15 protein-coding genes and 1 rRNA gene are annotated in these 13,744 nt (G+C 71.5%); 12 read left to right on the forward strand and 4 right to left on the reverse strand.

The window, feature by feature from the left end; genetic code table 11:
• The first annotated feature begins 20 nt into the window (after positions 1-20).
• The gene (locus tag ACWED2_RS17930; RefSeq protein WP_449691585.1) at positions 21-518 is read left to right on the forward strand and encodes a helix-turn-helix domain containing protein; all 498 of its coding nucleotides are present in this window, start codon (positions 21-23) and stop codon (positions 516-518) included.
• Positions 519-793: 275 nt separating this feature from the next.
• On the opposite strand, the gene ACWED2_RS17935 is transcribed toward ACWED2_RS17930, so the two are convergent.
• The gene (locus ACWED2_RS17935; protein WP_449691586.1) at positions 794-1,786 is read right to left on the reverse strand and encodes a helix-turn-helix transcriptional regulator; all 993 of its coding nucleotides are present in this window, start codon (positions 1,784-1,786) and stop codon (positions 794-796) included.
• A 74-nt stretch (positions 1,787-1,860) separates the two neighbouring features.
• On the opposite strand from ACWED2_RS17935, the gene argC reads away from it, so the two are divergent.
• The 8 genes from argC to argH are packed head-to-tail and all read left to right on the forward strand — an operon-like array spanning position 1,861 to position 9,307.
• Positions 1,861-2,889, forward strand: a complete 1,029-nt coding sequence (gene argC, locus ACWED2_RS17940; protein WP_449691587.1) for an N-acetyl-gamma-glutamyl-phosphate reductase — start codon at positions 1,861-1,863, stop codon at positions 2,887-2,889.
• Positions 2,886-4,046, forward strand: a complete 1,161-nt coding sequence (gene argJ / locus ACWED2_RS17945; RefSeq protein ID WP_449691588.1) for a bifunctional glutamate N-acetyltransferase/amino-acid acetyltransferase ArgJ — start codon at positions 2,886-2,888, stop codon at positions 4,044-4,046. Before argC ends, argJ begins: the two co-directional genes overlap by 4 nt.
• Positions 4,043-4,960, forward strand: a complete 918-nt coding sequence (gene argB, locus ACWED2_RS17950) for an acetylglutamate kinase (RefSeq protein ID WP_449691589.1) — start codon at positions 4,043-4,045, stop codon at positions 4,958-4,960. The genes argJ and argB overlap by 4 nt, the downstream gene beginning before the upstream one ends.
• Positions 4,957-6,159 carry an acetylornithine transaminase gene (locus ACWED2_RS17955; protein WP_449691590.1) on the forward strand — a complete coding sequence of 401 codons (1,203 nt, stop codon included), beginning with the start codon at positions 4,957-4,959 and terminating at the stop codon, positions 6,157-6,159. Before argB ends, ACWED2_RS17955 begins: the two co-directional genes overlap by 4 nt.
• Complete coding sequence (gene argF, locus ACWED2_RS17960) at positions 6,159-7,085, forward strand: ornithine carbamoyltransferase (RefSeq protein ID WP_449691591.1); 927 nt, start codon at positions 6,159-6,161, stop codon at positions 7,083-7,085. Before ACWED2_RS17955 ends, argF begins: the two co-directional genes overlap by 1 nt.
• A complete protein-coding gene (locus ACWED2_RS17965) occupies positions 7,082-7,582 on the forward strand; it encodes an arginine repressor (RefSeq protein ID WP_449691592.1) in 501 nt (166 codons plus the stop codon). Before argF ends, ACWED2_RS17965 begins: the two co-directional genes overlap by 4 nt.
• Positions 7,579-7,857 (forward strand): argininosuccinate synthase, encoded by a 279-nt coding sequence (locus ACWED2_RS17970; protein ID WP_449691593.1) that lies wholly within the window; start codon positions 7,579-7,581, stop codon positions 7,855-7,857. The genes ACWED2_RS17965 and ACWED2_RS17970 overlap by 4 nt, the downstream gene beginning before the upstream one ends.
• Before the next feature lie 34 nt (positions 7,858-7,891).
• Positions 7,892-9,307 carry an argininosuccinate lyase gene (gene argH / locus ACWED2_RS17975; RefSeq protein WP_449691594.1) on the forward strand — a complete coding sequence of 472 codons (1,416 nt, stop codon included), beginning with the start codon at positions 7,892-7,894 and terminating at the stop codon, positions 9,305-9,307.
• Here argH and ACWED2_RS17980 read toward each other — a convergent pair.
• The 3 genes from ACWED2_RS17980 to ACWED2_RS17990 are packed head-to-tail and all read right to left on the reverse strand — an operon-like array spanning position 9,300 to position 11,169.
• On the reverse strand, positions 9,300-9,950 hold the full coding sequence (locus tag ACWED2_RS17980; RefSeq protein WP_449691595.1) for a TetR/AcrR family transcriptional regulator: 651 nt from the start codon (positions 9,948-9,950) through the stop codon (positions 9,300-9,302). The two genes, argH and ACWED2_RS17980, sit on opposite strands and share 8 nt — an antisense overlap.
• Positions 9,950-10,618 (reverse strand): DUF4166 domain-containing protein, encoded by a 669-nt coding sequence (locus tag ACWED2_RS17985; protein WP_449691596.1) that lies wholly within the window; start codon positions 10,616-10,618, stop codon positions 9,950-9,952. Before ACWED2_RS17985 ends, ACWED2_RS17980 begins: the two co-directional genes overlap by 1 nt.
• Complete coding sequence (locus tag ACWED2_RS17990) at positions 10,615-11,169, reverse strand: hypothetical protein (protein WP_449691597.1); 555 nt, start codon at positions 11,167-11,169, stop codon at positions 10,615-10,617. The genes ACWED2_RS17985 and ACWED2_RS17990 overlap by 4 nt, the downstream gene beginning before the upstream one ends.
• Before the next feature lie 110 nt (positions 11,170-11,279).
• Between ACWED2_RS17990 and ACWED2_RS17995 the strand changes: the two genes are divergently transcribed.
• The 3 genes from ACWED2_RS17995 to ACWED2_RS18005 form a co-directional block, all read left to right on the forward strand.
• Positions 11,280-11,918: a DNA-3-methyladenine glycosylase gene (locus ACWED2_RS17995; RefSeq protein ID WP_449691598.1), complete on the forward strand. Its 639-nt coding sequence runs from the start codon at positions 11,280-11,282 to the stop codon at positions 11,916-11,918.
• A 32-nt stretch (positions 11,919-11,950) separates the two neighbouring features.
• A complete protein-coding gene (gene tyrS / locus ACWED2_RS18000) occupies positions 11,951-13,225 on the forward strand; it encodes a tyrosine--tRNA ligase (RefSeq protein WP_449691599.1) in 1,275 nt (424 codons plus the stop codon).
• Positions 13,226-13,572: 347 nt separating this feature from the next.
• A 16S ribosomal RNA gene (locus tag ACWED2_RS18005) occupies positions 13,573-13,744 on the forward strand; the annotation flags it as partial.

Here is a 13,744-nt window from a genome sequence, read left to right on the forward strand (position 1 = left end):
GTGCGCGCTAGCTTCGTGGCATGTCGATCATCCAAGAGCGCCGGACCGAGGTCCGGGCAGCGGACAACACCTATCAGATCGTGGTCTCGACCAGGACGGACGTCGACCGCGCCGAACCCACACCCCGGGTGATGATCACCCTGGAAGCCGGTGGCCCCGGCGGCGAACCGGTCGCCGAGGGCAGCCTCGACCTGGACGTCGCGGTGGCGGCCACGGTGGCGGAGCTCGTCACGGACGGATTGCTGTCCGCGACCGGCGAGGGCCGCGGGTCGCGGCGAAGATCCGCGGGCCGTCCTGCCCAGCAGGGCCGCCCGTGGAGCGAGGGGGCGGACGCGGAGCTGGAGAACCGGTGGATCGCGGGGGAGAGCGTCGCGCAGATCGCGGCGTACTTCGAGCGCACCCCCGGCGGCATCCGCGCCCGGCTGCCGCGCGTGGGCTGCGACCCGGAGCACCCGGGCTGCTACCTCCCCGTGCCGCCGAGCAGGCGCACGGACCCGGACGGAGGTGAGCCGAGCTGACCGTTCGGCGGCAGGCCGGTCCCCGACGGGCCGGCCTGCCGCCGAACGCCTGGGTCAGCTCACCGACCAGCCAGGAGGGTCTAGTGGACATGTCACCAAAGGTGGCGCACTCTGGTGCGCCCCGAGCCCGGCGGCGGTGCGGGAAGCATCGGGTGGGCTCGAAGTCTTGCCGCGCGGCTTGGGCGGACAGCCGGACGACCCGTGGTTCCGGGCCGTTGGTTCGGCAGCGGGGTCGCGTCGCCTGCGCCCGAGCCGGAAACCTCGGTTTCCGGCTGCTAACCCCGAAGCGAGCTGTCGGCGCGGTCCGGCAAGGCCACCCCGGCCGCCACGGCTGCGCGCGTGGCCAGCGCCTGCAGGTGTTCGATCAGTTCCGGCGGTTCCTCGACCGTGAACGCGCACCCCAGCCCGAGCAGCCGGAACGCGAGCCAGTCCACCGTGTCGGTGTGGCTCCGCCACCGGCAGCGGCCGTCGCCCAGATCGGTCAGCTCGCCCAGCGCCTGGCCGAGGCGGGGCGCGATCTGCGACGCCGGCTCCGCGAGCACGGCCACCGCCCGGTACGACGGCGCCAGGTCGTAGAACCGGTCGATGACGTAGGCCGCCAGGTCCGTGGCCGGCGGCTCGCGCGGCACCACCCGGCCGCCGGTGGCCTGGGCGTCGCGGACGCGGTCGACGCGGAACACGCGCCAGTCCGCCCGGTCGAGGTCGTACGCCACCAGGTACCAGCGGCGTCCGGCGGCGACCAGCCGCAGCGGCTCGGCTCGGCGCCGGGTCTCGGCCCCGTCGTGGGCGCGGTAGCGGAACCGGACGGTCTCGTGGTTGGCGATCGCCCCGGCGAACACCGTCAGCTGTGCCGGGTCGACGACGGGCCCGGTGGCCGGCACGGCGACCGTCGCCGTGCCGATCGTGCCCACCCGGCGGCGCAGCCGGGCCGGCAGGACCTGCTCCAGCTTGGCCAGCGCCCGCACGGACGCCTCCTCGATGCCGTCGACCGTCTGGCCGGCCGCGGTGCGCAGCCCGACCGCGATCGCGACGGCTTCCTCGTCGTCGAGCACCAGCGGGGGCATCGCGGTGCCGGCGACCAGCCGGTAGCCGCCCGCCACCCCGCGGCTGGCCTCGACCGGGTAGCCCAGGTCGCGCAGCCGTTCGATGTCGCGGCGGATGGTGCGCGGGCTGACGCCCAGGCGGTCGGCCAGTTCGCTGCCCGGCCACTCCCGGGGTGTCTGGAGCAGGGAAAGCAGGCCGAGCAACCGGGCCGGGGTGTCCGTCATGCGCCCAGCATCCCAAGGTGGCGGCCACCACTCCGGGTTTGTTTAGACTTGCAAGGGCGTGCATAATCATGCGTATGACGGTGAACATCGCGGTGGCCGGAGCCAGCGGGTACGCGGGTGGTGAGCTGCTGCGCCTGCTCCTGACCCATCCCGAGGTCGAGATCGGCGCGCTCACGGCCGCCAGCAGCGCGGGCACGAAGCTCGTCGTCCACCAGCCCCACCTCGCCCCGCTCGCCGACCGCGTCCTGGCGGAGACGACGCCGGAGACCCTCGCCGGTCACGACGTCGTCTTCCTCGCGCTGCCCCACGGGCACTCCGCGGCGATCGCGTCGCAGCTCGGTCCGGACGTCCTGGTGGTCGACCTCGGCGCCGACCACCGCCTGGCCGACGCCGGCGACTGGCAGCGCTGGTACGGCGGCGACCACGCCGGCCAGTGGCCGTACGGCCTGCCCGAGCTGCCCGGCGCCCGCGAGAAGCTCGCCGGCACCAAGCGCATCGCCGTGCCCGGCTGCTTCCCGACCGGCGGCTCGCTGGCCCTGGTGCCCGCGTTCGCGGCCGGCTTGATCGAGCCCGACGTCACGATCGTCGCGGTCACCGGGACTTCCGGGGCCGGCAAGAGCCTCAAGCCGAACCTGCTCGGCTCCGAGGTGATGGGCTCGGCGAGCGCGTACGGCGTCGGCGGCGCGCACCGCCACACCCCCGAGTTCGCGCAGAACCTCTCGGCCGTCGCGGGGGAGCGGGTCACCGTGTCCTTCACCCCGGTGCTCGCGCCGATGCCCCGCGGCATCCTCACCACGGCGAGCGCTCCGCTGAAGGGCGATGTGGACGAGGCCGCCGCCCGTGCGGCGTACGAGAAGGCCTACGACGCGGAGCCGTTCGTCCAGCTGCTGCCCGCGGGCGCCTGGCCGACGACCTCGGCGACGCTCGGCTCGAACAACACCCAGCTGCAGGTCGCGGTGGACGCCGACGCGAAGCGCCTGGTCGTCGTCGCCGCGATCGACAACCTCACCAAAGGCACCGCCGGCGGTGCCGTCCAGTCGATGAACCTGGCCCTCGGCCTCCCGGAAACCACCGGGCTTCCCACCGTAGGAGTGGCACCGTGACCGTCACCGGCCCCCAGGGCTTCCGCGCCGCCGGCGTCGCCGCCGGGATCAAGGCCTCCGGCGCGCTCGACCTCACCCTGGTCGTCAACGACGGCCCGCTCGGCGTCGCCGCGGGGGTGTTCACCCGCAACGTGATCAAGGCCGCGCCGGTGCTGTGGTCGCAGGAGGTGCTCAAGCAGCAGCGGCTGAGGGCCGTCGTCCTCAACTCGGGTGGTGCCAACGCGGCCACCGGGCCCGGCGGCTTCCAGGACACCCACGCCACGGCCGAGAAGGTCGCCGAGGTCCTGCAGGCGGGCGCGATCGAGGTCGCCGTCTGCTCCACCGGCCTGATCGGCGAACGGCTGCCGATGGACGCGGTCCTGTCCGGAGTGGACGCCGCGTTCAAGGCCCTCGACACGGGTGCCGAAGCGAGCCTCAACGCCGCCAAGGGCGTGATGACCACCGACACCAAGCCTAAGCAGTCCTTCGCGAAGCACGACAGCGGCTGGAGCGTCGGCGGCTTCGCCAAGGGCGCGGGCATGCTCGCGCCGAACCTCGCCACCATGCTCTCGGTCCTCACCACCGACGCCGTGGTCGACAAGGAGACCCTCGACCGTGCCCTGCGCGCGGCGACCCACGTCACCTTCGACCGGCTCGACGTCGACGGCGGCACGTCCACCAACGACACCGTCCTGGTCCTGGCGTCCGGCGCGAGCGGGATCGAGCCCACCGAAGCGGAGCTCACCGAGCTGCTCACCGCGGTCAGCCACGACCTGGTGCTCCAGCTGCGCGCGGACTCCGAGGGCGCGACCAAGGACGTCGACGTCACCGTGCGGGGCGCGGCCACCGAGGCCGACGCGATCGCGGTCGCCCGCACGATCGCCGAGGACAACCTGGTCAAGACGGCGCTGTTCGGCTCCGACCCGAACTGGGGCCGGATCGCCATGGCGCTCGGCCGGGTGCCTGCCCGCATCGACCCGGAGGCCGTGTCGATCGCGATCAACGGCGTCACCCTGTTCGCCCAGGGGGTGCCGGCCGCCGACCGGTCCGAAGCGGACCTCACTGGCCGGGCCGTCGAAATCGTCGTCGATCTCGGCCTCGGCACCGGCACGGCGACCATTTACACCACCGACCTTTCGCACGGTTACGTCGAAGAGAACAGCGCGTACTCCTCATGAACCAGGAGGCTCTGATTTCCGCGGACGAGCGACTCGCGACGGCGGCCGAAAAGGCCGGGGTGCTCATCGAAGCGCTGCCTTGGCTGCAGCGGTTCCACGGGGCCACCGTGGTGGTGAAGTACGGCGGCAACGCGATGATCGACGACCAGCTGAAGGCGGCCTTCGCCGAGGACATGGTGTTCCTCCGGCTGGCCGGCCTGCGCCCGGTCGTCGTGCACGGCGGCGGCCCGCAGATCACCGCGATGCTCAAGCGGCTCGGCGTCGAAGGCGAGTTCAAGGGCGGCCTGCGGGTCACCACGCCGGAGACGATGGACATCGTGCGGATGGTGCTCACCGGCCAGGTCAGCCGTGAGCTCGTCGGGCTGATCAACGCCCACGGGCCGTACGCGGTCGGCATCTCCGGCGAGGACGCCCGGTTGTTCACCGCCGAGCGCAAACAGGCCACTGTGGACGGTGAACAGGTCGACATCGGGCTCGTCGGCGAGGTCGCCGAGGTCAACCCGGACGCGGTGCTCGACATCGTCAACGCCGGGCGCATCCCGGTCGTGTCGACGGTCGCCCCGGACGTCGAGGGCGTCGTGCACAACGTCAACGCCGACACGGCCGCGGGTGCGCTGGCGGCCGCGCTGGGCGCCGAAAAGCTCGTCGTGCTCACCGATGTCGAAGGCCTGTACGCGAACTGGCCCGACCGGTCGTCGCTGATCGACCGCATCCGCGTCGACCGCCTCGAGACCATGCTGCCCGAACTGGCCAGCGGCATGATCCCGAAGATGGAGGCGTGCGTGCGCGCCATCCGCGGCGGCGTGCGCCGGGCGCACGTGATCGACGGCCGCCTCGCCCATTCGGTGCTGCTGGAGGTCTTCACCTCGCGCGGCATCGGCACCATGGTCTTCCCCGAAACGGAGCTCCCGTGACCGACCTCAAGTCCAATGTGGACGGCCAGGCGCACTGGCAGTCCGCCCTGATGGACAACTACGGCACCCCCAAGCTGACGCTGGTGCGCGGCGAGGGCGCGAAGGTGTGGGACGCCGACGGCAAGGAGTACGTCGACCTGGTCGGCGGCATCGCCGTCAACGCGCTCGGCCACGCGCACCCGGCCGTCGTCGAAGCCGTCACCGAGCAGATCAAGCGGCTCGGCCACACCTCCAACCTGTATGTCAACCCGGTGGCCGTCGAGCTCGCCGAGGCGCTGCTCGACGTCGCCGGCCTCACCGGCCACGGCAAGGTGCTGTTCGTCAACTCCGGCGCCGAGGCCAACGAAGCCGCGCTGAAGATCAGCCGGCTGACCGGGCGCACCAAGGTGGTCGCCGCCGAAGGCGCGTTCCACGGCCGGACCATGGGCGCGCTGACGCTCACCGGCCAGCCCGCCAAGCGCGACGCCTTCAAACCGCTGGTGCCCGGCGTGGAGCACGTGCCGTTCGGGGACGTCGAGGCGCTCAAGGCCGCCGTCGACACCGACACCGCGGCCGTCTTCCTGGAGCCGGTGCTCGGCGAGGCCGGCGTCATCCCGGCGCCGGACGGCTACCTGCAGGCCGCCCGCGAAATCACCAAGGCCACCGGCACGCTGCTGGTCCTCGACGAGGTGCAGACCGGCCTCGGCAGGCTCGGCACCTGGTTCGGCTACCAGCAGGCCGGGATCGTGCCGGACGTCATCACGCTGGCGAAGGGCCTCGGCGGCGGGCTGCCGCTGGGCGCGGTGATCGGCGTCGGCGCGGCGGGCGATCTGCTCAAGCCCGGCCAGCACGGCACCACCTTCGGTGGCAACCCGGTCTGCTGCGCGGCCGGCCTGGCGGTGCTGAAGACCATCGCCGCCGGCGGGCTCCTCGACCACGTCGCTTCGCTGGGCAAGGACATCGCGGCGGGCGTCGAGGCGCTGGGGCATCCCCTCGTCGCCGGCGTGCGCGGCGCCGGGCTGCTGCTCGGCATCGCCCTGAAGCAGCCCGTTTCGGCGGCGGTCGCCCAGGCCGCCCAGGCCGCGGGCTACCTCGTCAACCCGGTCGCGCCGGACGCCGTCCGGCTCGCGCCCCCGCTCGTCCTCGACGGCGACCAGGCCGAAGGCTTCCTCGCCGCACTCCCGAACGTGCTCGACTCCACCACGAAGGACTCCGACTGATGCTGCGCCATTTCCTCCGCGACGACGACGTCAGTCCGGCCGAGCAGAAGGCCATCCTCGACCTCGCCGACGCGCTCAAGGCCGACCCGCTGGGCAACAAGACCCTGGCCGGCAAGTCCATCACGGCGATCTTCGAGAAGAACTCGACGCGGACCCGGTTCTCGTTCGAGGTCGGTATCAGCCAGCTCGGCGGCCACCCGGTGATCGTCGACGGCCGTTCGATGCAGCTCGGCCGCGAAGAAACGATCGAGGACACTTCGCGGGTCCTCTCGCGGTACGTCGACGGGATCGTGTGGCGCACCTTCGCGCAGAAGCGCATCGAGACGATGGCGTCGGCCGCGTCGATCCCGGTGATCAACGCGCTCACCGACGAGTTCCACCCGTGCCAGGTGCTCACCGACCTGATGACGATCCGTGAGCGCAAGGGGAAGCTCGAGGGCCTCACCCTCGTCTACCTCGGCGACGGTGCCAACAACATGGCGCACTCGCTGCTGCTCGGCGGCGTCACCGCCGGGATGCACGTCCGGGTCGTCTCGCCGGTCGGCTTCCAGCCCGACCAGGGCGTGATGCTGGACGCGAAGAAGCGCGCGAGCGAGACCGGCGGCACCGCCACCGTCTACACCGACCCGTACGCGGCGGTCGACGGCGCGGACGTCCTGGTCACCGACACGTGGACGTCGATGGGGCAGGAGAACGACGGGCTCGACCGCGTGGGCCCGTTCCGCGCCCTGCAGGTCAACACCGAGCTGCTGAAGAAGGCAGCGGACGACGCGATCGTGCTGCACTGCCTGCCCGCGCACCGCGGCTGGGAGATCACCGACGAGGTGATCGACGGCCCGGCCAGCGCGGTCTGGGACGAGGCCGAGAACCGCCTGCACGCCCAGAAGGCGCTGTTGGTCTGGCTGTTCGAGGAGAGCCGACGATGACCGGCAGCCGGGTGGGCAGGCAGGCGCGGATCACCGAACTGGTGTCCACCATGACCATCCGCAGCCAGACCGAGCTGGCCAAGCTGCTGGCCGCCGAAGGCATCGAGGTCACCCAGGCGACGCTGTCGCGCGACCTCGACGAGCTGGGCGCGGTCAAGCTGCGCGGGCCGGACTCGGGCGCGCCGGTGTACGTGATCCCCGAAGACGGCAGTCCGGTCCGCGGGGTGCAGGGCGGCACGTCGCGGCTCTCCCGGCTGCTCGCGGAGCTGATGGTGTCGGCGGACTCGTCCGGCAACCTGATGGTGCTGCGGACGCCACCGGGCGCGGCGCAGTTCCTGGCCAGCGCCATCGACCGGGCGGCGCTCGAAGAAGTCGTCGGCTCGATCGCCGGCGACGACACCGTCGCCGTGATCGCGCGGGAACCGCTGACGGGCAAGGACCTGGCCGAACGCTTCGCCGCCCTCGCCCAGCGATCGGCGGACGAAGGATCACCATGATCGACATCTTTCCGGCCGAGGGGGAGTTCCTCGCGCCGGACGAGGTCGTGATCACCTTCGACGGCGGGATCCCGGTGGCGATCGACGGCGAGACCGTTTCCGTCGCCGAAGCCCGCCGGATGCTGAGCGCGCGCGGCGAGGCGCAGCGGATCGGCCGCGGCGAAGCGTGTGCCGCGCTCGAACGGCGGACCGGCCGCGGATGCGCCAGGCTGACCGACACCGTTTCGGGCGAAGTCCGGCTGGTCCTGTACGACGGCCGGATCACGGTCGCCTGAACACCCGAACGAACACCGAGGAGAAGCGAGAACAGTGAGCGGGAACGAGCAGCCGGTGCAGCTGTGGGGCGGCCGGTTCGCCAGCGGTCCGGCGGAGGCCATGGCCGCGCTGAGCGCGTCGACGCACTTCGACTGGCGCCTGGCGCCCTACGACATCGCCGGGTCCCGCGCGCACGCTCGCGTGCTGCGCAAGGCGGGCCTGCTCACCGAAGACGAGCTCGCCGGCATGCTGACCGCGCTGGACACGCTCGCCCAGGACGTCGCGTCGGGCGCGTTCACCCCGACGATCGCCGACGAGGACGTGCACACGGCTCTCGAACGCGGCCTGCTCGAGCGCGCGGGCACCGAGCTCGGCGGCAAGCTGCGCGCCGGCCGCTCGCGCAACGACCAGGTGGCCACGCTCTTCCGGATGTGGCTGCGCGATGCCGCCCGCCGGGTCGTCGCCGGCACCCTGGAGGTCGTCGACGCGCTGGTTTCGCAGGCCAAACGGCACCCGGACGCGATCCTGCCCGGCCGCACGCACCTGCAGCACGCCCAGCCGGTGCTGCTGGCCCACCACCTGATGGCCCACGGCCAGGCGCTGCTGCGCGACGTCTCGCGCCTGCAGGACTGGGACGCCCGCACGGCCGAGTCACCGTACGGCTCGGGCGCGCTCGCCGGCTCGTCGCTGGGCCTCGACCCCGAGGCCGTCGCCGAGGAGCTGGGCTTCGCGACCAGCGTCGAGAACTCCATCGACGGCACCGCCTCGCGGGACTTCGTCGCCGAGTTCGCCTTCGCCGTGGCGATGCTCGCGGTGAACCTGTCGCGGATCGCCGAGGAGGTGATCATCTGGAACACCGCCGAGTTCGGCTACGTGACGCTGGACGACGCCTGGGCCACCGGCAGCTCGATCATGCCGCAGAAGAAGAACCCGGACGTCGCGGAGCTGACGCGCGGCAAGGCGGGCCGGCTGATCGGCAACCTCACCGGCCTGCTGGCCACCCTCAAGGCGCAGCCGCTGGCCTACAACCGCGACCTGCAGGAGGACAAGGAGCCGGTGTTCGACTCGGTCGAGCAGCTCGAGCTCCTGTTCCCGGCGATCGCGGGGATGCTCGCCACGCTCACTTTCCACACCGACCGGCTCGCCGAGCTGGCCCCGGCCGGCTTCACCCTGGCCACCGACATCGCCGAGTGGCTGGTCCGCCAGGGCGTCCCGTTCCGCGTCGCGCACGAAGCGGCGGGCGAGAGCGTCCGCGTCGCCGAGTCCCGCGGCGTCGGCCTGGACGAGCTGACCGACGAGGAGTTCGAGAAGATCAACCCCGCGCTCACGCCGGCGGTGCGGGAGGTCCTCACCGTCGAAGGCTCGGTGAACTCCCGCGACGCCCGCGGCGGCACGGCCCCGGTGCGCGTGGCCGAGCAGCGAGCGCGGCTGGAAGAGCGCGTCACCGCGGCCCGTCAGTGGCTCAACTGAGGGACTTCCGGAGCTTGGCCCGGACGGCCCGCGTGGCCACCGGGCCGAGCCCGTCCAGGACGTCGACGAGCACGGCCAGCTGCTCCAGCGCGGCGACGGCCTGCTCGGCGCCGTCGGGATCGACTGTGTCGAACAGCGTCAGCCCGAGGAAACCGGTGGACACGGCGTGGGCCAGGCCGTCGGGATCCGCGAGCTCGGCCAGCGGCGACCCGGTGAGCACGCGTTCGAGCGCCGACCGGACCTCGGTGATCCACTTGTCCAGGCCTTCCCGGGTCGCTTCGGCGAGCCGTTCGCTGCCCTGCGCCCCGGCGAGGGTCTGGGCGAGGAGGGCCAGGTTGCCTTCCGCGCGTTCCGCGGTCCGGATCTCCCGCCCGAGCGCCAGCAGCTCGCCGACCGTGGCCACGGCGGCGAACCGGTCCCGGTAGAGCGCGACGCGGGCCTCCGTCGCGGAGACGCACGCCTGCGCGACGAGCTCTTCGACGCTGCCGAAGTGGTAGAAGACGAGCGCCTGGTTCGCGCCCGCGGCACTGGCAACCGACCGGGCGGAGACGGCGGTGATGCCCTGCTGCCGGACGACCTCCAGCACGCCGTCCACGAGCCGCTGCTTCGTGTCCTGCGAACTGGAGTTCCGGCTGGTGCCCATCAGTCCATGACCTTCTCACGGAGTGGCTTCACCGCCCCGCTCACCCCTCCGCCGATATCGACGTACCGGGCGCGGAAGCCGCCCCGGTAGCCGAACACCGGCCCGAAGCGCGGGTGGACCACCGCCACCACGATCCGGAATTCCCCGAGTTCGTCGTCGAACCACTCGTCGACGGTGGCGGTCCCGGTCAGGCCGCGCGGCAGACGCGTCCGCAGCGGCCCCTCCCGGACCCGGAACTCGCCGGAGCGGATCCGGAACCCGCCGTCCGGCCGGACCGACATCGCGAGGTCGACCGCCAGGTGCTGGTGCGTCCCCAGGTAGTCGACGAGCCCGCGCCCGGCGCTGTGCACCATCTGGGCGTCGAACCGCCGGCGCCGCTCCGGGAGCTCGAAGGTCCGCACGAAGGACACCGTTTCGCGGCCTCGGCCGTCCACGTACGGGTAGTTCTCGATGGTGAACGGCACGTTGCGGCCGTGTTCGGGGAACAGGATGTGCCGCGCCGACCCGAGCCACAGGAACGGCACGGTGAAACCGGGACCGCGCCAGATCCGGTCCATCACGCCGTGGCCGATCATCCCGCGCGCGCCCGACAGCGCGAGCCGTTCCCGCATCCGAGGGTGCAGCTTCGCGAAGTCCGCGCCCAGCGTGCGCTCGAAGACGCCGGTCACGACGACGCTCCGGCCGGCACCCGGTCGCGAGGCCGCGTCCGGACGCAGCGGGCGGCCGAGGGCCCGGTCAAGAGCTGTTCCTCGGGTGGCACCCCGGTCTCGAGCCAGATCCGGAGCCGGTCGAAAGACCAGGCCGTCATCCAGCCGAACAGCGGGCGGAACACCCGGTCTGCCGCGCGCCCGAAGCGTCCCCAGCGGGTGCCGTAGTCGAAGCCGGTGACGAACCGGACGCCGTCGCCGACCGGCGTGTAGCGCCAGAACCCGGCGCCCGCGCTGATCAGCGACAGCGGGTCGGCGGAGGCGAACCGCAGCACCGAGGTGTGCGAGCCGCCGGGCCAGGTGCGCGACGCCGCGCTCACCCCGACGCCGGTGACCGTCACTCCGAGGAACCGCGACGCGTAGAGGAAGTGCCCGTCGTGCCCCTCGATCGGCGCGATCTCGGCGAAGCGCAGGTCCCACCGCCGGTGCAGGTCCGGGTCCTGGGTGTGCCGCCAGAGCGTGTCGAGATCAGTGCGGATCACAGTCTCGATGTACAGCGCTTTCGGTCGCATCCCTGGTCTCCCCTCGTTTTGAGCGACTGCTCAAAACGACTGTAGAGAAGTTTGAGCGACCGCTCAAGGGTTAGGGTGACCGGGCCAGGCAGCCGAGGAGAGGAATCCGTTTGAGCGGCGACGCAGACCGGTTGTTCACCCGCGACGAACTCGCCCTCGACCCGGTCGACCTGGCCCACCTGCTGCTCGGCTCGGTCCTGGAGGCCGACGGGCCCGACGGCACCGTCGGCGTCCGGCTGGTCGAGGTCGAGGCCTACCGGGGCGAGGACGACCCGGCGTCGCACTGCTACCGCGGGCAGACCCCGCGCAACGCGGTCATGTGGGGCCCGGCCGGCCACCTGTACGTCTACTTCGTCTACGGGATGCACTTTTGCGCGAACATCGTCGGCTCGACCGACGGCGTCGCCGGCGCGGTGCTGCTGCGGGCGGGCGAGGTCGTCACCGGCCTCGACGTCGTCCGCAAACGGCGGCCGAACGCGCGGGGAACCGGCGAACTCGCCAAGGGCCCGGCGATCCTGACGTCGGTGCTGCGCATCGACCGCGACGAGAACGGCGTCGACCTGACCGACCCGGCGTCGCCGGTCCGGCTGTACGTGGGCGAGCGGGTGCCGGCCGAGCGGATCCGCAGTGGCCCGCGCGTCGGCGTCGCGATGGCGATGGACACGCCGTGGCGGTTCTGGGACGGTGCGTCACCCGCCGTGTCCACCTACCGCCGGGGCGGCAAGCGGCGGGTCCGACCCGCCAGCTAGTCGGTTGACCTGGTGCGGGAGGATCTACAGGCGTGAGCGAACACATCCTCGACGAGCTGTCCTGGCGCGGCCTGATCGCGCAGTCCACCGACATCGACGCCCTCCGGCGCGAGCTCGACCAGGGTCCCGTGACGCTCTATTGCGGCTTCGACCCGACCGCGCCCAGCCTGCACGCCGGCAACCTGGTCCCGCTGCTCATGCTCAAGCGGTTCCAGCGCGCCGGGCACCGGCCGATCGTGCTGGCCGGCGGCGCGACCGGGATGATCGGCGACCCGCGTGACACCGGGGAGCGCACGCTGAACACCCTCGACGTCGTCGCCGAGTGGGCCGGGCGCATCCGCGGCCAGCTCGAACGGTTCGTCGACTTCGACGATTCGCCGACCGGCGCGATCGTCGAGAACAACCTGAACTGGACCGGGCAGCAGACCGCGCTGGAGTTCCTGCGCGACGTCGGGAAGCACTTCTCGATCAACGTCATGCTCAACCGGGAGACGGTGAAGCGCCGGCTCGAGGGCGACGGCATGTCGTACACCGAGTTCAGCTACCTGCTCCTGCAGTCGCAGGACTACCTGCAGCTGCACCGCCAGTACGGCTGCAAGCTGCAGGTCGGCGGGTCCGACCAGTGGGGCAACCTCATCGGCGGCGTCGACCTGATCCGGCGGACCGACGGCGCGAGTGTGCACGCGCTGACCGCGCCGCTGGTCACCGACGCGGAAGGCCGCAAGTTCGGCAAGTCGACGGGCGGCGGGAATCTCTGGCTCGACCCGGAGATGACCTCGCCGTACGCCTGGTACCAGTACTTCGTCAATGTGGGTGACGCCGATGTCGTCCGCTACCTGCGGATGTTCACCTTCCTCGACCAGGAGGAGATCGCCGCGCTGGCGGAGGACACCGAACAGCGTCCCCACCTGCGGGCCGCGCAGAAGCGGCTGGCCGAGGAGTTCACCACGCTCGTCCACGGCGAAGAGCAGACCCGGCAGGTCATCAACGCCAGCCAGGCGCTGTTCGGCCGCGGCGAGCTCGGCGACCTGGACGAACGCACCCTCGACGCGGCGATGGCCGAGGTGCCGAACGGCAAGGTGGACCCGTCCGGCGAGCCGACGATCGTCGACCTGCTGCTCGCCGGGGGACTGGTGGACAGCAAGGGCGCCGCGCGCCGCACCCTCAAGGAGGGCGGCGCGTACGTGAACAACGTGAAGGTCGTCGACGAGGAGTGGAAGCCGTCCCGCGAGGACGCCCTCCACGGCAAGTGGCTCGTCGTTCGCAAGGGCAAGCGGAACGTCGCCGGCGTCGCGCTCGGCGGCTGACCGGCCCCGGCGGCCCGAAACAGGGGCCTGACCTGCGGGAACGCGGTTAAGGTACCCCCCCTGTTTCGGGCCTCTTCCGGGGGTGTAAAGTTCTCCAAGTCGCCAGGGAAACCGGGTGGCCACCGGGACACGAACCAAGCTCTCGCGGACAGCGATTGAGTGGGTGTCCCACCAAAAACTGCTAGGAATGACTCGCTTCGAGCGAGCCGCTTGATCGCGGCAAGTTCGGGGTGTGTTGCTTGAGAACTCAACAGTGTGCTAGTGAACTAAGCCAGTAGAGCTTATATGAAACCCCCTCGTCGGGGTTTCCTTTGAGAGCAAGAAAATTGCCTCGATTAAACTGTTCATTGTTGGAGAGTTTGATCCTGGCTCAGGACGAACGCTGGCGGCGTGCTTAACACATGCAAGTCGAACGCTGAAGCATCTTCGGGTGTGGATGAGTGGCGAACGGGTGAGTAACACGTGGGTAATCTGCCCTGCACTCTGGGATAAGCCTTGGAAACGAGGTCTAATACCGGA

The sequence above is a fragment of the Amycolatopsis sp. NPDC005003 genome (genome assembly GCF_053600695.1).